At 47.5% G+C, this 22,057-nt stretch carries 17 protein-coding genes and 1 pseudogene; all 18 read left to right on the forward strand.

The features are described from left to right. Nucleotides 1–22: 22 nt before the first annotated feature. The 18 genes and pseudogenes from L0M14_RS05590 to L0M14_RS05675 all read left to right on the forward strand — a co-directional run bounded on the left by L0M14_RS05590 (nt 23) and on the right by L0M14_RS05675 (nt 21,962). Nucleotides 23–1,501 (forward strand): glycoside hydrolase family 32 protein, encoded by a 1,479-nt coding sequence (locus L0M14_RS05590; RefSeq protein ID WP_235121222.1) that lies wholly within the window; start codon nt 23–25, stop codon nt 1,499–1,501. Next, on the forward strand, nt 1,498–2,865 hold the full coding sequence (locus L0M14_RS05595; RefSeq protein WP_235121223.1) for an ABC transporter substrate-binding protein: 1,368 nt from the start codon (nt 1,498–1,500) through the stop codon (nt 2,863–2,865). The genes L0M14_RS05590 and L0M14_RS05595 overlap by 4 nt, the downstream gene beginning before the upstream one ends. Nucleotides 2,866–2,937: 72 nt before the next feature. Then, nucleotides 2,938–3,816, forward strand: coding sequence for a carbohydrate ABC transporter permease (locus tag L0M14_RS05600; RefSeq protein WP_235121224.1), 879 nt, complete (start codon nt 2,938–2,940; stop codon nt 3,814–3,816). Nucleotides 3,817–3,829: 13 nt separating this feature from the next. Next, on the forward strand, nt 3,830–4,663 hold the full coding sequence (locus L0M14_RS05605) for a carbohydrate ABC transporter permease (RefSeq protein WP_235121225.1): 834 nt from the start codon (nt 3,830–3,832) through the stop codon (nt 4,661–4,663). Between the two features lie 75 nt (nt 4,664–4,738). Then, nucleotides 4,739–6,475, forward strand: coding sequence for a sensor histidine kinase (locus L0M14_RS05610; RefSeq protein WP_235121226.1), 1,737 nt, complete (start codon nt 4,739–4,741; stop codon nt 6,473–6,475). 27 nt (nt 6,476–6,502) lie between these two features. Continuing rightward, nucleotides 6,503–7,102, forward strand: coding sequence for a response regulator (locus L0M14_RS05615; RefSeq protein WP_235121227.1), 600 nt, complete (start codon nt 6,503–6,505; stop codon nt 7,100–7,102). Nucleotides 7,103–7,191: 89 nt separating this feature from the next. Further along, a complete protein-coding gene (locus tag L0M14_RS05620) occupies nt 7,192–8,037 on the forward strand; it encodes a helix-turn-helix transcriptional regulator (protein WP_235121228.1) in 846 nt (281 codons plus the stop codon). A gap of 285 nt (nt 8,038–8,322) precedes the next feature. Further along, nucleotides 8,323–9,231, forward strand: coding sequence for a Wadjet anti-phage system protein JetD domain-containing protein (locus tag L0M14_RS05625; protein ID WP_235121229.1), 909 nt, complete (start codon nt 8,323–8,325; stop codon nt 9,229–9,231). A 127-nt stretch (nt 9,232–9,358) separates the two neighbouring features. Further along, a complete protein-coding gene (locus L0M14_RS05630) occupies nt 9,359–10,882 on the forward strand; it encodes a replicative DNA helicase (RefSeq protein WP_235121230.1) in 1,524 nt (507 codons plus the stop codon). Further along, a complete protein-coding gene (locus L0M14_RS05635; protein ID WP_235121231.1) occupies nt 10,872–11,627 on the forward strand; it encodes a DUF6063 family protein in 756 nt (251 codons plus the stop codon). The genes L0M14_RS05630 and L0M14_RS05635 overlap by 11 nt, the downstream gene beginning before the upstream one ends. Further along, on the forward strand, nt 11,611–12,207 hold the full coding sequence (locus L0M14_RS05640; RefSeq protein ID WP_235121232.1) for a hypothetical protein: 597 nt from the start codon (nt 11,611–11,613) through the stop codon (nt 12,205–12,207). Before L0M14_RS05635 ends, L0M14_RS05640 begins: the two co-directional genes overlap by 17 nt. Further along, complete coding sequence (locus tag L0M14_RS05645) at nt 12,161–15,595, forward strand: coiled-coil domain-containing protein (RefSeq protein ID WP_235121233.1); 3,435 nt, start codon at nt 12,161–12,163, stop codon at nt 15,593–15,595. The genes L0M14_RS05640 and L0M14_RS05645 overlap by 47 nt, the downstream gene beginning before the upstream one ends. After that, nucleotides 15,564–16,046 carry a hypothetical protein gene (locus L0M14_RS05650; RefSeq protein WP_235121234.1) on the forward strand — a complete coding sequence of 161 codons (483 nt, stop codon included), beginning with the start codon at nt 15,564–15,566 and terminating at the stop codon, nt 16,044–16,046. The genes L0M14_RS05645 and L0M14_RS05650 overlap by 32 nt, the downstream gene beginning before the upstream one ends. A 100-nt stretch (nt 16,047–16,146) precedes the next feature. Further along, nucleotides 16,147–17,907: a sensor histidine kinase gene (locus L0M14_RS05655; protein ID WP_235121235.1), complete on the forward strand. Its 1,761-nt coding sequence runs from the start codon at nt 16,147–16,149 to the stop codon at nt 17,905–17,907. Next, nucleotides 17,904–18,701 (forward strand): response regulator transcription factor, encoded by a 798-nt coding sequence (locus L0M14_RS05660; protein WP_235121236.1) that lies wholly within the window; start codon nt 17,904–17,906, stop codon nt 18,699–18,701. Before L0M14_RS05655 ends, L0M14_RS05660 begins: the two co-directional genes overlap by 4 nt. A gap of 103 nt (nt 18,702–18,804) precedes the next feature. After that, nucleotides 18,805–20,157: an extracellular solute-binding protein gene (locus tag L0M14_RS05665; RefSeq protein WP_235121237.1), complete on the forward strand. Its 1,353-nt coding sequence runs from the start codon at nt 18,805–18,807 to the stop codon at nt 20,155–20,157. A gap of 27 nt (nt 20,158–20,184) precedes the next feature. Further along, nucleotides 20,185–21,066, forward strand: a complete 882-nt coding sequence (locus L0M14_RS05670; protein ID WP_235121238.1) for a carbohydrate ABC transporter permease — start codon at nt 20,185–20,187, stop codon at nt 21,064–21,066. Nucleotides 21,067–21,082: 16 nt separating this feature from the next. Beyond that, a pseudogene (locus L0M14_RS05675) lies at nt 21,083–21,962 on the forward strand (carbohydrate ABC transporter permease). The last annotated feature ends 95 nt before the right edge of the window (nt 21,963–22,057 follow it).

The following is a 22,057-nucleotide window of genomic DNA, read 5'->3' on the forward strand; positions in this document are numbered from 1 at the left end:
AACAACAGAAAGGGGTCGCTACATGTCAAACCTATTCTACAAACCTGATAAAGCTTGGGTGGGAGATTTAATTCCCTTCTACAAGGACGGGACTTACCGACTGTTCTATCTTCACGATTGGAGAGAGAATAAAGAAACGTACGGTGAAGGAACTTCTTGGTTCGAACTGCGTACCAGCGATTTTGTTAAGTATGAAGAGATGGGGGAAACACTCAAACACGGCAGAATCGATGAGCAGGATATGAATTGCTATACAGGTTCTATCCTTGAAGCGAATGGCGAATATCATCTTTTCTATACCGGGAAAAATCTTTACAGTCCATTTTGCGAGGATGGCGTACCGCTTGAATGTGTGATGCATGCTGTCAGCAAAGATATGGAGACATGGACGAAGCTACCGGAGGACACGTTCTATTCCGACGGGATTCGGTATGAGAGGCATGACTGGCGGGACCCGTTCGTGTTTTGGAACGAAGAAGCAGGGGAATACTGGATGCTGCTTGCCGCTAGACTCAAGGAAGGACCATCGAGACGTAGAGGCTGCATTGCGCTTTGTTCGTCGAAGGATTTGAAGTCGTGGGAAATTCGCGAGCCGTTTTGGGATCCGAAGCTGTATGTGACCCATGAATGTCCGGACCTGTTTCGAATCGGTGAATGGTGGTACCTAGTATATTCTACGTTCTCGGACCGTTTTGTCACCCATTACCGGATGAGTAAATCTCTTAGCGGCCCATGGGAGGCTCCGAAACATGACGCGTTCGACGGGCGCGCATTTTACGCCGCCAAGACGTGGGGCGATGGAGAAAAAAGGTACGCCTTCGGTTGGGTACCCAGCAAGGAGAATGAAAATGACTTCAGCGATTGGCAGTGGGCCGGCAATCTGGTTGTACATGAGGTAGTCCAGCAGCCCGACGGGACGCTGACTGTCCGTATTCCGGATACGCTGGACCAGCATTTTGGGACACAGCAACATTTTCAATTTCATTCACGGATTGGAGAATGGAGAACCGCTGGGAATTCCGCAGCCGTGGAAGCAGATGAAACGTTTGCTTGCATTTCGGCAGGAGCGATGCCCTCCACCTGCAAGATTACGGCGAATGTGACGTTCACAGATCACACTCGTGGATGTGGTGTTATGCTAAGAGCAAGTGACGATATGGATGAATGCTATTACATTCGCATCGAACCGATGCACAACCGCCTCGTATTCGATTGCTGGCCCAGAAGAGTTAAGGGTGAGGCGCAGTGGCACATTGCAGGAGATAAGCCTTATGCAGTGGAGTTGGAAACACCGATCGATCTGAAGGCCGGCACTACGTATACAATCCAGATTCTCGTCGAAAATTCCGTATGCGTAGTATATTTGAATCATCAAGTAGCGATGACCACTAGACTTTACAACATGAAAGAAGGCAACTGGGGTTTCTTTGTCCAAGAAGGCCGAGCAGCCTTTGAACAAGTTGAACTTTCGGTTCTCAATCATAAGGAGGTTACCCAATGAAACGATATGCGAAATGGTATGCGCTTGCCCTGTCAGTTGTAATCGTCATTCCTCTGCTTAGCGCCTGCAATGCAAACAATGCAAGCAATGCAACACAGAACGCGGCCTCAGGACAAGCAAGCCCAGCCGCTGCTGACGAAAAACCTGCAAAGAAAACATACAAATGGTTTGTAGGACGCGATGTCAACGGCGCTCCAGCCGTTACCGTAAAAGAAATTGCAGAGGAATATTCGAAGACGCATCCAGAATTTCAACTTGTTATTGAAGGAACCGGTGACCGACCGTCTTATTTACAGAAACTTCGAACCTTGATCGCAAGCAACGAGATGCCGGATATGTTCGACACAGATTCCGATGCTTACGCCGCCCAGCTGGTCGAGCGGGGGAAGCTCGTTGACACGAAGCAGCTGCTTCAGGATCTCGGTAAATCTAATGATTTCCGTCCAATCGCTCTTCAATATCAGCAGTTTGCAGACGGCAGCATGTATACGCTTCCGCTGGAATTTGGCATCGAGGTTTTCTGGTATAACATGAAGATGTTTAAGGATCTCGGTATCACGCCGCCGACTACGTTCGACGAATTCATGAAAATCGCCGACACGCTTAAGACTCACAATATTACGCCGATCGCTGTAGACGGGAAGGATAAATGGCCGGTTCTGCGTTACTTGGCCCTCAAACCGTTCCGCATGACGGGCAACGATTTCATTGAGAACGTCAAGCAAGGAAAAGCATCGTTTACAGATCCTGCCGGTATGGAAGCAATTAATTTTGTTCACGATCTCGGCTCGAAAGGATACTTCCAGCAAGGATTTGCTTCGACCGATTACACGGCGGCGCGGGACTTGTTCTTAGCAGGCAAAACAGCAATCTACTACATGGGATCCTGGGAAACGATGAGCTTTGCCAATGATAAGATTAGTCCTGAGATGAAGGACAATATCGGGTACTTCCTGATGCCGACACTTGACGGCGCAAAAACGGCTCCTAATGATTATTTCATTAACTCGGGTATCGGTCTCGCGTTCAACAAGGATACCTTCGACGATAATATGAAAGGATTCGTGAAGTATTTGCTCGATAAATATCCGGAAGCCTATACGAAGAAAGGTCAATTCTCCCCATTCAAGTACTCACTAGCCAAAATGGACGGTATGCCGGATATCTTTTACAAAATCCAAGATGAAATTGCGAAATCCGGTACTGTATTCGCCGTACCTTGGGATACAAGACTCGACCCTGCGACAAACGAAATGCTGGGCAATGAATTGAACGCCTTAGGCATGGGCGCCATGGACCCGAAGGATTTCGCTCATGAGATGGACGAGGCTATTAAAGAAAACGCGCCGAAATATTTCAAATAGCAATGGGATTGGCCAACCTGGCTATCCGGGTTGGCCTCCATACAAGATATTCGAAAAGGAATGAGTGAGGGCATGGAAAAAATACTTCGAGATCGGAAAGCGATACTTGTCTTCTTATTTCCGGCGCTTGTTGTGTATCTGTTTACCGTATTGGCTCCCATCCTATGGTCCATGTATTACAGCTTTTTCTCTTGGGATGGCATCTCGCCGATGAAGTACATCGGATTTGATAATTACGTTAGAATGCTGACTCATGACAAGACGTTCTGGAAGGCTTTCGAGAACAATATGGTGTACGTCGCGATTATCGTGTTTATGCAAGTTTGCCTTGGACTGCTCGTTGCGATGCTCCTGACTACGATTCATAAGGGGAGAGAACTGTTCAAGACACTTTATTTTACACCTGCCATTATTACATCCGTCGCGATCTCCCAGTTGTTCCAAAGCATATTTTCGTTCGAACCGATCGGTATACTGAATTATGTCCTGCAAAAATTCGGTTTGGAAGTCTGGACCCGGCCGTGGCTGACCGATTTAAAATGGGCGCTCACTGCCGTATCCGTACCGGAAGGCTGGAGATTTATCGGACTGTATATGATTATTTTATTCACCGCCTTGATTTCGATCCCATCGGATGTGGAAGAGGCAGCGCACATTGATGGGGCTTCTAGCTGGAATCTGTTTTTCCATATTAAGTTCCCCATGATCAAGCCGGTATTGATGGTAACGATTATCATGGCGACGACGGGCGCACTCAAAGGCTTCGACATTCCGTACTTGTTGACAAATGGAGGCCCCGGCCGAGCGACTGAGCTTCTGCCAACTTACATGTACAAAACGGCTTTCTCACGCCTGGACTATGGGTACGGCAGCGCAATGGCTGTGTTTATTGTAATCGAAAGTTTGCTCGCAGTTGCTTTTATACGCAAAATGATGGACGAAAAATCTTAAGGAGACAAGGAAGATGAAACTTTCCCGAAAGTCTAAGGCTATCCTGCTGCTCGTTTCCTTAGCCTTGTTAATCATCCAAATATACCCATTAGTCTGGATCTTTATATCCAGCTTTAAAGACCCGCGCAAATTTACAAGCAATAATCCGCTCAGTTTGCCAAGTCATTTCACTCTTCAGAATTATATCAACGTTTGGAACAAAGGGAATCTCGGCACGTACTTTTTGAACAGCTTGATCGTTGCCGTTTCGTCGGTTGTGTTCATTATCGTGCTAAGTGCGATGGCGGCTTTCGTGCTGGAGAAGATGCGTTTCAAATGGAATAAAGGGTTGCTTTTCCTCTTTCTGTGCGGCATCATGATTCCGATTCAGGTAGTTCTGATCCCGTTGTTTATGATTTATAACAAGACGGGGCTCATTAATACGCTGACTTCCTTAATCTTGCCGCAGGTTGGCTTTGCGCTGCCAATTTCCGTGTATCTGTTCGTCAGCTTTTATAAATATATTTCCAATGAGATTATGGAAGCTGCTGTCATGGACGGATGCGGGATCTATCAGCTGTTTTTGCGAATCATCTTCCCGTTATCCCGCAATACGATCGTTACGGTAGCTGTTATGAATCTGATCTTTATATGGAATGAGTTCATTTTCGCCAACACGTTTATCCACGATTTGAAATTTCGGACGATCCCCGTCGGATTGATGGATTTCATCGGTCAGTATGGATTGACGGATTGGGGTGCGACATTTGCTGTGATCAGTTTAACCACAATTCCGACGCTGCTCGTATATTTCGTATTTAACAAAAGCGTGATTTCAGGGATGACGGCAGGAGCTACCAAAGGTTGACATCCCAAACCTTTGCGGCTGGAGTTATAATAAGTAAAAAGACCATCATCCATCTACAGCCGAGAGGGAATTATTATGAAATGGACCCGTCCATTGCTTGCAAGTAGCATTCGAAGCAAAATAATTATCTTGTGCGTCATCAGTTCGTTAGTGCCGCTTATTTTGATCGCTTCTTTCACGTTTGTTTATCTAAGTAAGGTCATCGAGCACAAATTTTCGGATACGACCACCAATTTGCTCAGCTCGATCAATTGGAACATTCAGACGTTCGTTAACGATGTAGAGGGCATTTCCAAGCTGATGCTGTCTTCGCGGGACGTGCAGTCTTTCCTGACGTATAACAAAGAGAATTTCAAGGAAATTTATCGTTTGCAGACCGTAACTCGGGATTTTGCCATCAATATGACCAATAATAAATCGTATATCCGCTACTTGTATATCGGCAGTCCGCAGCGGGATTTAATCGTGACGAATCAGTGGGATGCGACAACAAATGAAAACATCTACGGGGCTGTTACCCATTCCCAGTGGTACCGTCAAGTTGATACACTGCAAGGTCGAGGAATATGGCTAAACAATACGGAGTTCCAGATTCTCAAAACGCCTGATCTGCTGCTTTATGGCAAGAGGTTGAACAACTTGGACACGCTGGAACCGATCGGCTTGCTCATCATCTCTATAGACCGGCGGGTATTCGACGACATGTTCCGTGATATCAATAAACCCGCTAACGGGAACTTATTGATTCTGGAGCAGGACAGAGTGATTTATAATAACTCCCAAATCGGGCTGCAAAATCCGCTAAACGAACACGATTTGAACATTATATCCTCTTTACCTGACAAAGGGACTCGCATCGAAGAGATGAATGGACAAAAATACGTAATCACGTTCGATACGAACGCCAGTACTCAATGGAAAGTAGTCAGCATGATTCCGTATAACAGCATCAATTCGGAAATCGCATTCGTTCGCAATCTGACGATTGGATTAACATTGCTGGCTTTTTTACTGGCGGCTGGAGGCGCTTTCCTCATATCCGATAGAATTACGAAGCAGCTGACTATCCTGACATCCGTGGCACGGAAGGCAGCAAGGCGGGAAGAAATAGAAGGAATTCGATTTAAAGAACAAGATGAAATCGGCAGGATCGGTAACCAGTTTGTGCGGATTTTTCGGAATAACTCGGAATTGATGGATAAGCTGATGGAAGCGAAGCTGAAAGAAAAAGAAGCGGAACTGCTTGCCCTGCAGAGTCACATTAACCCCCATTTTCTCTACAATACGCTGAATTCCGTCTATTTGATGGCGGAGAAAATCGGGGCTAAGAACATTTCGAAGATGGTCATGTCGCTGTCCAACATTTTCAAACTCAGTTTAAATAATGGCGAGTATATTACAACAGTCGGCAATGAAATTGATCAAGTAAAGAACTATCTGGAGATTCAGAATATCCGCTACAGTGGGAGATTCGATGTCGAGATTGATTTGGAACCGGGAATTGAGAAGGACAGAATGCTGAAGCTGCTGATTCAACCCCTCGTGGAGAACGCTATCTATCATGGAATCGAGTTGAAAGAAGAAAAAGGGAACATCTACATCCGGGGACGAAAAAATGAGCATTCACTCGTTTTTGAAGTTGAGGATGATGGGGTGGGCTTTGATTCAACCACAGCTCGACCAAGCGGATATGCCTTGAAGAATATTCAGGAAAGAATTCAGCTTCACTACGGTCAGGAGTATGGAGTCTCCGTGGACAGTGTACCAGGCGTCGGAACCAAAGTAACACTTGTAATCGGCATTATGAAATGAATCATGAAATGAAGGTAGGCGTACATCATGTATAAACTTTTCATAGTGGATGACGAACAGTTGGTTGTGGAAGCATTATCAACCATCATTAACTGGAATGATTACGGAGTTCGGATCGTGGGAACCGCGTTTAATGGTAAACATGCCCTGGATCAGATTATCCAAATGGAGCCGGATATCGTGCTAACGGATATTCGGATGCCTGGCTTAAACGGACTTGAGCTAATTCGAGCGGCTAAGGAACATGGAAGCAAGGCGGAGTTCATTATCGAAAGCGGGTATTCTGAGTTTGTTTATGCCAAGGAAGCCATTGAATTGGAAGCTGTTGATTACCTCATAAAGCCAGTGGAATTGGATGAGGTCGCCAATACAGTGAAGAAGGCCATTAGCCGTTTAGAACGGAAATTAGAAAAGCCGGAACGTCAGATTGCTGAAGCATTGGACCGGGCCGTACTTACAGATCTTGTAGTCCACGGAACGTGTCCCTCGTTTAATCATAAGCCGTTAGAGCCTTATACCCTATTCTCCGTTATTGTGATAAGCAGCACAGCGGCTCATTGGCTTGAACGTCTGAAAGCTAATGGTTTTACAGACTCCCTATTGGATTTTTCTCTACAAAGGGAATAAAGGTTGATTTTCTTTATGAAAAGCAAAAAATCATCTTATTCTGTATGAATTCACTGGATGATCCGGCACAATTCATGGAAACCCTGAACATGGCAGTAACCACGTTCTCGTATGACGTTACACCGGATTGCTCGTCACTCGTGTTTGGAACCGGTACGGTAGTCAGAGATATTATGGATGCTCATATATCTTTTTTAGCAGCTGATGGAGCATGCCAAATGGGGCTGTTTTTTGATACTACGGTGGTAGATGGTAATAGATGGTTGGAAATCTCTTGTGTATCCGATCAATTTGCATCGGAGTGGTCTGAGGGTATACTCCCTAATTCTAGAAATTTCGAAAACATGCTCGAGTTATGGAAGGAGAAGGGATCGAGTGGTTGGATCACTCCTCCGGTCATGAAGAAGACAGCCGTGCAGTGGGCAAACCGGATGATGGATATCATCGAGGTAGATTATGGCGTTAACATCGAAAAAGTGATTGGAGACCGCTCTAAGCTCATTGATACGATGCTGCAAGCTTCGAACTGGTCGTTATTGATGAAGGAATGCCAGGAATTGATGAATCATGTGCAGTTCTTTCTGAATGTAACGAAAACGACCCTTAAGGAAAAATTGGTCCAAGAAATGAAAACATATCTCGAGACACACTACTGTGAAAATTTTCAGTTGGATCAACTGGCGGAGCAATTTGACCTAAGTAGCTCGTATATCAGCAATTTATATTCCAAACCGACCGGACAAACGATCTTAGAGTACACTACTTCTCTACGAATCCAAAAGTCGAAGCAATTACTTAGGGAAAGCAGCCTTAAAATATCAAAAATATCAAAATCTGTTGGATACGATAACCAAAGGTACTTCTGTCATGTATTTAAGAAGCATGTCGGCATCAGCCCAGGTCAGTATCGGGAAGAGCACATGATTCAACAGTGAAGCACAAAAATAAATATCAAATCATATCTATCCCGATCCAGCAAGTCTGGGGATCAAATAATGCCCTCTTATAGGACAGGAACACGGCAGATCAGGCTGTGTTCCTTTTTCGGTTTAATATGGGTCCCAGTTAGAGGCTAACTGTAATCTGGATGGGCATATGAATCTATGTCTTGCTCGTTTTCAATCCCTTGCCACAAAATCCCTTCGAATCGTATCCTATCCATGATAAAAACTCTGTTATAATAGACTGTACTTTAAACTCACGTACAGGAGACGTACTAGATGAACCCCAAGCCAAAGATTATTCATTTCCTTCAATCATATAAGAAAGCCAAGATCTCCTTGACGGAATTGGAAGCATTGTTTCCTGGCAATGCCTGTTCGTATGATCAGTTTGCGGGAGCCGTGCTCGAGCTTGAGGCTGATGGGATTTTAGAAATCATGAAGAGTAAGGGGCGAACGGGGAGGCAGCCTTCCTTAGCCTATCAATATAAACTAGCAAGATCAGTACTCATGCAGGATGTGCGAGAACAGGTGCACCGCGCTCGCCTCCATATGCATGAAGCTATCAGCCTGGATGCTTACTATTCCCTGGATGCAGCAGAATGGCTTCAAGACCTTCCCTATTTGCAGCAAATTGACGATTACTTAAAGCGGCATGGTTTGCCAAGCACAACAGTGCCGGCTCCCGAAAGAAGCTATGAACTGGTTCGGAATGAAAAATGGATCTCAGAGGGACAGGGTAAAGAGCTCTTGGAACGCATTAAAATTTGGGACAAGCTGCGGATCGTGCCGGCGGCGGACCCTCTAATGATGGCTGTGAATCCGCGCAGCTTAGCGAACGCTCATCATCTTCATTTTATCGTGGAGAATAAGACGACGTACCAAGCGCTGCTGCAGGAATTGCCGTTCATGCCATTTAGCACGCTCATTTATGGCTGCGGCAAGAAGATTATCAAGAGTATCGAGCTGTTGCCGATGCAGCTTCCGCTTGATTGTGCGAGCGGGCATCATTTTTATTATTTCGGAGATGTGGATAGGGAAGGCTTGAACATCTGGTACGCTTTGGATCAAAGGGTTCGACAATTATATGATGTGCCTCTGCAACCGGCGCTTCCTTTTATGAAGCATTCGTGCATAAACCATACGCCAAGGGCAAGGAGTATCAGCGGAAGGACGAAGAGGCGATGACAGCGTTTCTTCCCTATTTTCAACAGCAAGAACAAATTTTACTAAGAGGCTGTCTTCATGACGACGGCTACTATCCACAAGAGTCATTGCAGTCACCTGAGCTGCGTTCAATCTGGAGGAGTGCATCATGGAACTACTAAATATCGGTCAATTGGTAGCCGGCTTCAGGGAGCGGATGTCCAAGCTGGCATTGTTCGACCCTTTGTACGAGCTGCAGCGTAAGCGACAGACGGACCGTTCGGGAAAAGCCATAGATTTCATGGAGCTGGGGCTGCTGACGCTGCTCTTTTTCTTTGAACAGAAGCTGATGCGCAATCAGAAGGCCGGCGTGAAGGACCTTGCTCAATTTTTAATGAAGGTTACGGGCATTTTTATCGATATCGACGATAGCGAGTTCGAGGAGCTGGCCAGGCAATTGGTTCAAACCTTCCGCCCCGCCACGGGAAAGAAGCGGGATTTTTCTTTTTTTAATTGGGAAACCGGACAGACGGAGCACATCTACATCTCCATTTTGAAAGCAAATTCTTTCGATCTGAAAACAAATACACAATATTACACATTGGATGAAGATGGGCTTGAGCTGATCTTCGCAACCAAGGAATTTTATATGGAATTCCAGCTTTCCATCCATCAACTGGTACTGCGCAAGCAGCTGGAAAAAGGTGAATTTGAAGGAGCGCTCCGCCAAATCAATGAGATGCGCATCGATGTAGAGTCGCTGCAAGAGCGGATGGTGAAGCTGGAGCATGAGCTCAAACGCAATATTGTTTCGGAGGAGACATTCAGCCGTTACAAGTCGCTGCTGGACGATATCTATCTCAGACTGCACATGGAGAACGAAGAGTTCGAGGAGCTTCGTCAATTTGTGAAGGAAACAAAGGACCGCGTTCATGCGGAGTCGGTGTGGCAGCAGGACCAGAGGCCCTACGAGCTGATTTTGCAAATTTCCAACGAGCTGGAGAAAGTGCACGGCGAACACTCGATTCTATTCCAGCAAAGTATGGTGCTGAAAACACAGGCCTTACATGCGGCCAAGGAATCGCTGTATTACACCGGACTGGACTCCTTTAATTTTGAACAGGATATTGGCTCACTCATCTTTAGCACCCCGCTGCCGCTTGAAAGCATGAAAGGGGTCTTGTCGCCGTTCCTGCCAATTCAAGAGACGAAGCGTTGGTCGCTGCTTACTGTTTTTGCCGAGCAAAACATTCAGGAAGACGGGGATAAAGAAGCACGAGACGACCGCTTTCTGGAGCTTGGGGATGATCAGGAGGGTCAGCTGTATCAAGCGCAGCAGCAAAAGGCATTTAAGCTGCTGATGGAGCAGCTGCTCATCCTGATGGAGGCGGAGGGCCGCGTGTCCTTAAGCGATCTGGTGCAGAAGCTTCGGGAAAGTAAGCACGGGTACATATTGGATCGCCGGTTTTTCTATGATTTTTGGATTTATTTGCATCAGCGGAGTCCGCTTCATCGAAGTGGACGTTTGGGAGAAGCGGAAGAAGGAAGAAGCGCGTGGCTGGATGAGATGTATAGTCTCCTGGAGAGTCGTACTCTGATCATTACGGAGCTGCCGGACAGGCTGCGCGTGAATGAACGGTTTACGATCCAGAACATGCTGGCGGCTTGGGGAGGAGAAGAGAATGGCAGTTGAGAATCAGACGATCATGAAAGCATTTCGCATCTATACGCTGCTCGCCCGTGACGGAGCTGTCGGCAAGGAGATGCTGCAGGAATATTTGGCGGATGATGCGGTGAGAGGACTTGTCGACCAGTTTGCCCGCGAGGTAGACTGCGTGACAATTACGGTCGGCGATCAGATGTATATGATTCCGGAGACGAAGCTGTCGCCGTTTCATGTAAGCAACGAAACGCTGAAGCGCACGTACATGCGCGCGAATGCCGTAAATGCCGATTTATATTTGATGTATGTCAGTATCATTGTATGGATCGGCGCTTTTTATGACAGCTACCAGACGATGGAGCCTACGAGGAGCTTTATCCAATTGGATGAATGGACACTGCTGGTGAATGAACGAATCGCATCGCTGAAACGCCTTCCCGAGAACGAGCTTCGAGACATGGAAAAGGAATTCTCCTACAACTGGATGGCTCTGGTTGAAAAATGGGAGGCCATGGACGATATCAAGGAAACCGCGTCCCGGCAGAGCGGCAACACAATCAGCCGAATCAGCTTTATGGATTCGGTACGCCGATTTCTGGTGGCGGAGGGGCTTGCCCAAGACATCGGTAATCATGAAATCGCCTTGACGGAGAAGACGAAAATTATCGTGCAGCGGTATTTCATGGAGCTGGAGTATAATCGCGGCATTCTGGAGTTTTTGTATCAATTTGATCCGGGTGACAAGGAGGAGAGCGAACGTGCCGGCGATTTCTAAAATTCGATTTACGAACGTCGTCTACGAAGACGGCAATAAGAGATACAACGACGAGCTCTTCCATTTCGACGGGCACAACGGAGCGATTCTGCTGGAGAACGGCGGTGGGAAGACGGTATTCATCCAAACCGCAATGCAGGCGGTGCTTCCCCACACGGACTTGGCCGGGCGCAAGATGAAGGATACGCTAAGCCTGGAGAATGGCCCTGCCCACATTGCAGTGGAATGGATTCTGCATGAGCGTCCCCGAAGATATGCGGTCACCTGTGTCAGCTTATATTTGACCGCGACCGGAATTGATTCGTACCGGTATGTCTACGATTATCCTGCCTTGGATCCGGATGGCATTGAACAGATTCCTTTCGTGAAGGAGCAATCAGGCCGGCTGCGTCCTGCAGATAAGGGAGAAATACACGATTATTATCAAGCGATGACGCATAAAAAAATGAATGCAAGGATGCCGGCCGCGATCAAGGAATACAAGGCGATCTTGGAAAAGGATTTCCATATTATCGCGGCGGAGTGGGAACGGATTGCCAAGATTAACGGCTCTGAAGGCGGAGTCGAAAGCTTTTTTTGATGAATGCAAGACGACGGGGCAGCTATTCGACCGTTTGCTGATTCCTACCGTTGAGGATGCGATGTCCGGTTACGAGCACGGTGAGTTCACCGACGCTTTTGAAGCGCATCGGGAAGGCTTTAAACAGTACAAAGAGCTGAAGGAGAAGATTGAGGAGAATCAGCTCATTCTGCAGGAGCTTGGGAGCTATGTACAGGCCTGCTCCAAGCTTGACGAGAAACAGCGTGACTATGCCTCCGCACAATCCGAGGCGAAAGCCTATTTTATGCTGGCTGTGGAGCAAAAGGCAGTGGAAGAAGCCAGGCTGCTTCATTTGCGGGAGCAGCTGGCGGAGTCTGAGCAGCTAACTGCAAGATGGATGCAAAAGCGTGACTCGCTGCACATTGCAGAGCAGAAGCAAGAGCTTACGGTGATCCAAGAGAAGCTTCGGCTTGCGGAAGAAGATGCTGAACGCATGGAGAAGCAGCTGCGCACAACCAAGCAGAACTACTATTCGATGCGTTTAGCGGCATACAAGCAGCAGTGGAAGGAAGCGGAAGAGACCTACAAGTATGTGCAGCAGGAGCTGAAGCTGCTGGGCAGCAGCTTGGAGGAGTCTGAGCTTGAGGCGGCATGGCTCCGCAACAGCGGGCAAATTCGCAGCTTGTTTGCCAAGCTGGAAGCAGATCGTCAAGCCGAGCAGCAGAAGCTGCTTACGGAGCAGAAGGCGCAGCAGAGCCGAATCGAGCTGGAAGACCGTATGATGAGTGAGCTTTCACAGGAGCTGGCGGAGCTCAAGGCCCGACTTGCCGCGAACCGATCCATGGTAGAAGCCAGGGACCGAGATCAGGCTCAGCTCCGCAAGCAAGTGCTTGCGAATCCTGCTGTGGACAGCATCGAGTCGAAGCTGCCGGAATGGATTCAGCGATACCAGAAGCTGGATGAAGACAATGTGCGGCTGACGCAGCTCAGCAAAGAACTGCTGGCGGTTAAGGAGAAGGACGCTCACGAGCTCGAAGAGAATGAGCGGAGCATGAAGCAGGAGCTGTCGGGGCGTTTACACTGGGAAGTGAAGCTGGATACCTGCAAACAGCACCATGAACGCCTGCTTGCCGAGCTTGCGCAATACCGGATGGCATGGAGCCGGTTAACCTCCGTTTACGAGAAACAAAGTACGATTGAAGAACTGCTGCGAGACGATACAGCCAAGCTTGCCAAAGATAAAGAAGCCATCCTGCTGAAGGAGCGGATCGCCTTCCGCTTTGTGGATGATTATGCCGGACAGGATGTATTTTTTGCCGATGTAGTTGTATCACGCTTGCTTGAAAGATGGAGGAACCGCTTTTCGCTGCTGGAGACGGGAACCCGTTATTTGCAGAGCGTCGGTCAAGTGTCTGAGACAGCTCATGCTCATCCGCTTTGGTCTGTGACCTTGATCACAACAGACCGGGAAGTAGACGAACTGACCGAGAGACTCCGCAAGGAATCAGCACATTTGCAGTTCCCCATTCGGGTTTTAACTGCGCAGGAGGCCGCGATTCTGGCTAATCAAGATGTGACCAAGCTCGAAGACACTGCGGTATGGATCGAGCCTGGGCATTGGGCCGGTAATGCCGATCCGGCTTTATTTGCTTCTTGGAAGCTGGCCATTCAAGAGCAGGGCGGCATCATTCAGGAGGAGCGCAAAAGCAAGGAGCATGAACTTGGCAAGGCGATAGAGATGCAGGGGGCATTCTACCGTTTTATGGAGCAGTATCCATTAGAAGCAGCCCAAGAACTAGAGATGCAAGTAGCGAATACACGTGAAGCCGTTCGGAAGCTGGAAGCTGCTTCAGAGGTGCTTACCAAGAAGCTCCGACAAGCGGACCGAGATATTCAACAGCACCAGAGGAGCATGCAAGAGCAGAAGGAAGAAATGTCTGTTCTTCAGCAATGGATCGAGAAAGGGCATGCCTATCTGGAGCTTAGCAAGGAAATTCAGGCGTTTAAGGCTCAGAACGATCAGCTTCAGGAGCATGTGGATGCCCTGCAAAGCAAGATGAACAGCCACCAACGCGCCAAAGCGTACGCCGAGATGCTGAAGGATGACTTGCGGCAGCAGCTGGATGTGATCAATGTGGAGCTGGCGAGTCTTCAAAGGCAGGAATTGTATAACGCCGTAGCGGCAGCTGAGCCTATAGCGGCTGAGCATAGTCTGGAATGGCTGCGAACGGAGCGGCAGGATCTTCATCTGAAGCTGAACCGTATCTCACAGGGCCGTCAGCAGCTGGAAGAAAAAGCGCAGCATGCGAGCAAGACGAAAGCCGCTCTGGAGAAAGAAATGAGCAAGCTGCTTCAAGAGCATGCGGACCTTGAGCTGAATGAGCAGTCCAGCCTGGCTGTCACATATAGTGAAGAACGGATGGATCAGCTGCTCCAAGAGCAGCGCGACCAGGAGCAGCGTTTGGGACGTGCGCGGGAAGCAAGCCGAAAAGTGGAGAAAGAGGCTGATATCTGGCAGGCGAAGATCCATCATCTAACCGAGCAATATGCCAAAGATCATGCGGCGCAGCCGATGCTGTTCATAGAATCACTGCGTAGCATTCGCGCCCAGATCGAGCAGGAAGAGCAGCAACTTCAAGATAAGAGACAGGCCTTATCGAAACTGCATGCGCAGCTCCTTCAGCAGCTGAACAAAGTGGAGCAAGTCATTGACTTCCTGACTCCATATAAAATCATGCATGGCTTTGAGAATCGCCAGACGAAGTCGATCGAACTCACTCAAGAGGCATTGACTGAATTCCAGTATGACCGAATGAATATCGCCAAAGGCGCCATGACTCGTCTCCTGGCATGCACAGATGCCATGCAGGAAGAAGAGAAAACGCTCAAAAGAGCGAAGTCGCGTTTCATTGATTTTTGCCGCAAGCAGATTAAAGACGTCAAGACAAGAGAAACAACCGAGCAGGGGATCGAACAGAGGGAATCATACGCGGAAGTGGAGTCATTCTGGCAGACGATGAAGACGCGCATCGAGCGTGTCAACCATATCGCGGAAGAATCCATGAGGACGCACAATCAGCAGCTGGAGCAATTCATCGTGTACGTACACAGTCATCTGAAGCTGATCGCTTCCGAACTCAGGGAGATTCCGAACAAAACAAGGGTGAAAGTGGAAGAGGAGTGGAAGTCGATTTTCACCTTTCAGGTGCCGGATTGGGATGAAATGGAGGCGAAGGATCGAATTCGCCAGTATGTGGAGTGGATTCTAGGTGAGCTTGACAAAGAGCGTTACCGTGATGACAGCGGGCTAGAGTTCAAAACTACGGTACGCAAGGATATCGAAAAATGGCTGGATACGAAGCAGCTTCTCCAGATTGTCATGCAGGGAGCGTCCCATGAAGGTCACTTGCCGCAAGGTGACGAATGAGAACAATGTTACGAAGGCGTCCTTCTCCTGGGAGCAGTCCAATAACTGGTCCGGCGGGGAGAAGTGGAGTAAGAATATGACGTTGTTCCTCGGACTGCTCAATTATGTAGCGGAGAAGAGACAGCACATTCAGGCCCACATGAAAAGGCATCGTACCGTCATTCTCGACAATCCTTTTGGCAAAGCATCCAGTGACCATGTACTGAGTCCGGTCTTCTTTATCGCCGAGCAGTTAGGCTTTCAAATGATCGCATTGACTGCCCATGCAGAAGGCAAATTTCTCAAAGACTATTTCCCTGTAGTATTTAGCTGCAGGCTGCGTCAGGCATCGGGCAGCAGCAAGCAGGTGATGACGAAGGAGAAGGAGATTAACCAAGCGTATTTCCGGGACCATGCGCCGATTTCGCTGGAGAGACTCAGCGACGTGAAGCAGATGGAACTGTTTACCTAGAAAGCATAGAGAGCAGCCAAATTCAGCAAGCTAGCGGAGGATGGCTGCTTTTATGCTATAATCAGGACGAATCTTAGACGTTTAGGAAAGGTTGATAGACTTGTGGCCGCGACTTAACAAATGGAATACGCTCCGCAACCAAATTTTGGTTGGATTCCTGCTTATGATGATGATTGTACTGTGTTTGGTCGGCATCATCACCTTTAATTCCGTATCTACCTTGCTGAAAAATAAAGCGGAGAAGCAGATTAAACAGACCGCGATACAAGCAAGCGGCAGATTGGAAGCGCTTATCAATCAGGTCGATACGCTGACAACCCAAGCGATTAATGATCCGATCGTGCAGCAGCTTCTGCTCTCCGAGCTCAACGGCATACAAGCGGATATTTATCAAAAACAGAGCTTGGCGCAAATTGCTAACGAAATTCAAGGCTATTCAAGCGGGGTTACAGCCGTAGAGGTATACAACAGCGACTATATCCGATTGTTTCCTTTGGACGGTCAGTTGCTGGTTAACAAGGTGGACACGAATTGGATCGCGCAAGCCAATCAGGAGAAAGGGAAGCTCGTCTGGATCGGTATAGACCCGAAGGATTCTGACTCCGTTCTGGCAATCAGGCGCATCAGCTTGATCGACCGCTGGTTTTCCAATGGCGGCTATTTACTGATTCGAATTAACCGCAATTATTTTGAGTTCAGCAAAATTCTGACGGATGAGCAAAATCATGAAGCCATGCTTTTGGTAGATCAGAACTATAGACCGATTGTTTCTGATAATCAGGAGACGGATGACATTCATACCCTGATGAATTCCGATGAACAGACGGCCATGATCGACGAGGAGAAATATATCGTTGTCAAACAGCCAACCACTGTAACAGGCTGGACGCTGATGATCCTGAACCCTGTGGACAGCATTACGGAAGGGATTTCAGTTCTTCGTACGGCTATTATTGCTTCTGGAGCGGTAGGCTTTCTTTTATTCCTGCTTATGTCCTTCCTGCTGTCAACCATGATTACAAGGCCGATTCTGAAGCTGATCAAAGCTATGCGCAATACAAGGCAAGGGGTACTCACACCGAATCCGATTACATCCTACACGATCGAAATCAACGATTTGAACTATACGTATAATCAAATGGTCGGCAACATCAATCATTTGATAGAACTCGTTTATGAGAAGGAAGTTATGCAGAGCCGCACGGAGCTGAAAGCGCTTCAGGCTCAAATCAATCCGCACTTTTTGTACAACACACTGGAAGCCTTATATTGGTCGCTGCAAGAGCGAGACGAGGAAGAATTAGCGGAATATGTGGTAGCGATGTCGGATCTATTCCGATATATAATTGGAAACCCAAGCAAAGACGAGTGGGTGACCATTGGGGACGAGCTTGAGCACATTGAGCGATATTTGCTCATTATGCAGATGAGGTTCGGAGAACGTCTGACCTGGAGCTTGGAGTGCTTGGAGGAATGGAAAATGGTTTCGATACCGAAACTGCTGATCCAGCCTTTAGTTGAGAATGCGATCCAGCATGGATTGGAAGGTCGAACGGGCCAGGGAACTGTGTCCCTATCTGTGACCAAATGCCGTGACAGCGAGCATGTAGAGATAATCATTCAAGATGACGGACCTGGGATGGACCAGGAAACGCTGGATTCTCTCCGTGCATCCATGAAGTCCGGCAAGGTCCCTTCGAGGAAAGGCAACGGCATGGGATTATCCAATGTAGCCCACCGAATCCGGCTCTATTTTGCCGGTACGTCACCTGAGGAAGAAAGCTTGCGTATTGAAAGCTGTCAAGGTAAAGGCACGAAAGTCAGTTTTGTAATACCGATGAATCACGGAGGTAAGGAATGAGCCCAACCCGAAAATCGATTATGGTCGTAGATGATGAGCCGTTAACCCGTAAAGGTTTAACAAAGACTTTGGAGACTTGGTCTGCCGGAAGATACCAAATTTTGGCTGCGGATAGCGGAGCTGAGGCTTTGGACATACTAAGGGAGTCAACCGTTCATTTGCTCATTACGGATATCCGTATGCCTGAAATGAATGGATTGCATTTGGTGGAAAAGCTAAACGATACCGGGCACAAGCCGGTTGTCATTATTATTTCTGGACATCCGGATTTTGATTATGCCCAAACGGCGATCCAGCTTGGCGTAGTCAACTATTTGCTGAAGCCGCTGAATAAGAAGAAGCTGATTGATGCCGTTGAAAAGGCTCTGCAGATCGAGGGCGAGCGAGAAAGAGTCGGTACCATGGAGAAGCTGGTGGATACCAAGCTGCTTGACGCCAAGACAGACCATCCGAATGTAGCAGCACCGGTGAGTGAAGCGATTCGCTACGTGGAAGAGCATATCGGAGAAGCCTTCGGACTCCGTGAAGTGGCGGAGCATATCCATTTGAATCCCAGCTATCTAAGCACGTTGTTCAAGGAACAAATGGAGCTAACTTTCAGCGAATATGTCACCCGCAGCCGCTTGCAAAAAGCGAAGGAGCTGCTGCTGAATTCCAAGCTGCCCATCGCGGAAATCGCCGAGGCCGTGGGCTACCAGACAGCCAAATATTTTATAACTCTGTTCAAAGAATACGAAGGCAAAAGTCCTGCGCAATACCGGAAAGAAAATTTGGATACGGGCAGCGAAATCTAAAAATAGTGGAACTTTCCCTAAACGTTGTTACCTTATCCGGCCCCTAGGCAGCTGATAGAATAAATAACAGAAACACAAATTAATCAAGGGGGATTCACTCAGTATGAAAAAAGCGCTTACACTTTCAGTAATGCTTACAGTTTCCATGGGCAGTATCTTGGCAGGCTGCTCCAGCCCTAAAGAAAATAATGCAGCAGCAAGCAGTGCACCGCAAGCAACTGCAACAGCGAAAACAGACGCAGCAAAACCGGTAACGATTAAATTCATGCACTTGTGGCCGGCAGGTAGCTCTGCAACACAGAATAAAATTGTAAACGATATCATCAACGAATATCAAAAGGATCATCCGAATGTCAAAGTTGAACAAGAAGTGTTGGAGAACGAGCAGTATAAGAATAAAATGAAAATCCTCTCCACATCCAACGATCTTCCGGATATCGGGATGACTTGGGCAGCAGGCTACATGGATCCATATGTGAAGGGTAACTTGTTCGCATCCTTGGATGACGTTTTGGGAAGTCCGGAATTAAAGGATAAATTCGTAAAAGGAACTACAGAGGCTTTTGCATTTAGCGGCAAAACGTATGCGCTTCCAGTAGAGCTGAATATCACGCCGGTTTACTACAATAAAGAAATTTTTGCGAAAAACAACTTGCAGGTTCCTAAGACTTATGAGGAATTTAAAAATGTTGTGAAAACGCTTAGCGCCGCAGGCGTTGCCCTAATCGCACTTGGAAACAAAGACCGCTGGACCGGTTCCCTGTGGTATATGTACCTGGCTGACCGTATCGGCGGCAAAGAAACACTGAAGAAAGCAATCGACCGCACAGGCACATTCGAAGATCCAAGCTTGATCGAAGCGGCAAAGGATATTCAGGATCTTGTAGGCATGAATGCCTTTAATAAAGGCTTTAACGGATTGTCCAATGATGAAGGTAAAGCTGAGTTTATGAATGAAAAAGCAGCGATGTACATGATGGGTACATGGGAGCTTCCGAACTACACAACAAACAAAGATGTTCCTCAAGAATTTAAAGACAAGATCGGCTTCTTCAAATTCCCTACGGTTGAAGGCGGTAAAGGCGATATCAACAGTTGGGTAGGCGGACCGGGCGTAGGTATGTTCGTATCCGAGAACTCCAAGGTTAAAGATGCTGCAAAAGATTTCGTGAAGTTCTTTGTAACGAAGTGGGGCGAGCACTCCGTAACAGAAGCGGGCGTTATTCCAGCTACGAAGGTGGACACTTCCAAGATCCAGCTTCCGCAAATGTACATCGACTTGCTGAATGAATTGAGCCAAGCAAGCAACATCACACTGTTCGCTGACGTTCAAATGAAGCCTGCAGCAGCTGAGACACACTTGAACATGATTCAAGCTCTGTACGGCAAAGCAGTCACACCTGAAGAATTTGCTAAGAAACACGAAGAAGCGTTAGCCAAAGAGGCTGGCAAATAAAGAAAAGCACGAAGGAGTCGAACAGATATGGATAAAGTCATGTCCAACCGAAAAATCATAGCGCTTTACGTGCTGCCTTCGCTCATCATGATTATGGCGCTGATTTATATCCCGATCGTGCTGACCGGCTATTACGGGATGATGCAGTGGGACGGCGTTGGAGCTATGACGTTTATCGGTATGGAAAACTACGTGCAGCTCTTTAAGGATAGCTTCTTTTGGCAGAGTGCGGGCCATTCCTTCCTGCTCGCTCTCTTCTCCACTTTGAGCTTGGCTATCTACTTGCTGGTAGCACTTGTATTGTCGGGTCAGATCAAGGGAGCGAACCTGTTTCGTAAAATTTACCTGATTCCGATGCTGCTTTCCTCGGTAGCCATCGCTCAGTTGTGGCTCAAGATTTTCCATCCTACTAATGGTGTACTCAACTCCACCCTCGAGGCGCTCGGGGTGGAACATACACCGGAATGGTTGTCCGATCCGTCCATTGTACTGTACGCAATTTTCATCCCTATTTTGTGGCAGTACGCAGGGTTTTACATTCTCATTTACTATGCAGCTTTAAAAAATATTCCGTCTTCCTTGATTGAAGCTGCGCGAATTGACGGTGCCAATCCTTGGCAAATCGCGCTTCGCATTAAGCTGCCGCTCGTAACTGAGGTAGTGAAAGTAACCATCGTACTTGCCGTCGTCGGATCACTTAAATATTTTGATCTGATCTACGTCATGACAGGTGGCGGACCTAACCGCTCAAGTGAGGTTATGGCCTCCTACATGTATCAAAAAGCGTTCAAAGGCTATGACTTCGGATATGCCAGCGCAATCAGCTTCTTCCTGCTCATTATCTGTCTTGTGGCGACTTGGCTGATCCGCAAAGCGACAGCATCCAAAGAAGAGATCCAATATTCCTAAGAAGGAGAGACTTTCCATGAAAACAGCTACTGCTGCGGGCACGCAGCCAAAGGCGGGAGTCTCTCGGATCTCGGTTCAGATTGGCTACGGCCTACTATATCTGATCCTGATCGGGGTAGCGGCTCTTCGAAGTGCTCCCGCTAATCTGGCTTCTGTTGTTCTCGCTGAAGAACAATCAAGAAATTTTTAATCTCGCGCCGTTCGCGCTTCCTCCGCATCCCCGTTGGGAAAACTATGCGAAAGTATGGACGGAAGGCAATATCAGCTTGTACTTCTTCAACAGCGTTTGGATTACGGTGCTGTCAGTTGCTTTAACGGTGGTACTGGCCAGCTTGGTTACCTTCGCCATCACAAGGATGAAATGGAAGCTGAAATCACTTGTCCTTGGCTTGTTCATGATCGGGATGATGATTCCAATCCATTCCACCCTGATTCCGCTGTTTAGTATGTTTAATAAAGCACATCTGATTAATCATCCGTTATCCTTATTGCTTTCGTATATCGCGTTTAATATGCCGATTACCATTATGATTCTTCTCGGTTTCTATTACACGCTACCTCGCGAGGTAGAAGAAGCTGCCGTGATGGATGGCTGTTCCATCAACCGCATATTCTTTCAAATTACACTTCCCATGACTGCCTCCGTGATCACAACTACAGCCATTATTAATATGATTTATAACTGGAATGAGTTTATCTTCGTCAATACCTTCATCAGCTCCGATAAGTTCAAGACGCTGACGGTAGGAGTTCAAAACTTTATCGGCCAGTATACAACGGATTGGGGCGCGATCGGTGCGACTTTGATGATCAGCATTCTGCCAATTCTCATCGCCTTCTTCCTGCTGAGCAATCGAATTGTAGAAGGTATCGCAGCTGGTTCAGTCAAAGGGTAATAACCACTTACCAAGAACTCGCTAGGGATTTTCAAACCCCTAGCGGGTTCTTTCTATATATCTATAGCCTGATTGACAGGAACATTGAATTTTTA

The sequence above is a fragment of the Paenibacillus hexagrammi genome, assembly GCF_021513275.1.
In the GTDB taxonomy this organism is placed as follows: Bacteria; Bacillota; Bacilli; order Paenibacillales; family NBRC-103111; genus Paenibacillus_E; species Paenibacillus_E hexagrammi.

Coding starts and splice junctions, on each gene's coding strand:
- L0M14_RS05650 (WP_235121234.1), top strand. CDS start 15,564: ATGAAGGTCACTTGCCGCAAGGTGACGAATGAGAACAATGTTACGAAG.
- L0M14_RS05605 (WP_235121225.1), top strand. CDS start 3,830: ATGAAACTTTCCCGAAAGTCTAAGGCTATCCTGCTGCTCGTTTCCTTA.
- L0M14_RS05595 (WP_235121223.1), top strand. CDS start 1,498: ATGAAACGATATGCGAAATGGTATGCGCTTGCCCTGTCAGTTGTAATC.
- L0M14_RS05600 (WP_235121224.1), top strand. CDS start 2,938: ATGGAAAAAATACTTCGAGATCGGAAAGCGATACTTGTCTTCTTATTT.
- L0M14_RS05625 (WP_235121229.1), top strand. CDS start 8,323: ATGAACCCCAAGCCAAAGATTATTCATTTCCTTCAATCATATAAGAAA.
- L0M14_RS05660 (WP_235121236.1), top strand. CDS start 17,904: ATGAGCCCAACCCGAAAATCGATTATGGTCGTAGATGATGAGCCGTTA.
- L0M14_RS05670 (WP_235121238.1), top strand. CDS start 20,185: ATGGATAAAGTCATGTCCAACCGAAAAATCATAGCGCTTTACGTGCTG.
- L0M14_RS05665 (WP_235121237.1), top strand. CDS start 18,805: ATGAAAAAAGCGCTTACACTTTCAGTAATGCTTACAGTTTCCATGGGC.
- L0M14_RS05630 (WP_235121230.1), top strand. CDS start 9,359: ATGGAACTACTAAATATCGGTCAATTGGTAGCCGGCTTCAGGGAGCGG.
- L0M14_RS05620 (WP_235121228.1), top strand. CDS start 7,192: ATGGCAGTAACCACGTTCTCGTATGACGTTACACCGGATTGCTCGTCA.
- L0M14_RS05615 (WP_235121227.1), top strand. CDS start 6,503: ATGTATAAACTTTTCATAGTGGATGACGAACAGTTGGTTGTGGAAGCA.
- L0M14_RS05635 (WP_235121231.1), top strand. CDS start 10,872: ATGGCAGTTGAGAATCAGACGATCATGAAAGCATTTCGCATCTATACG.
- L0M14_RS05590 (WP_235121222.1), top strand. CDS start 23: ATGTCAAACCTATTCTACAAACCTGATAAAGCTTGGGTGGGAGATTTA.
- L0M14_RS05610 (WP_235121226.1), top strand. CDS start 4,739: ATGAAATGGACCCGTCCATTGCTTGCAAGTAGCATTCGAAGCAAAATA.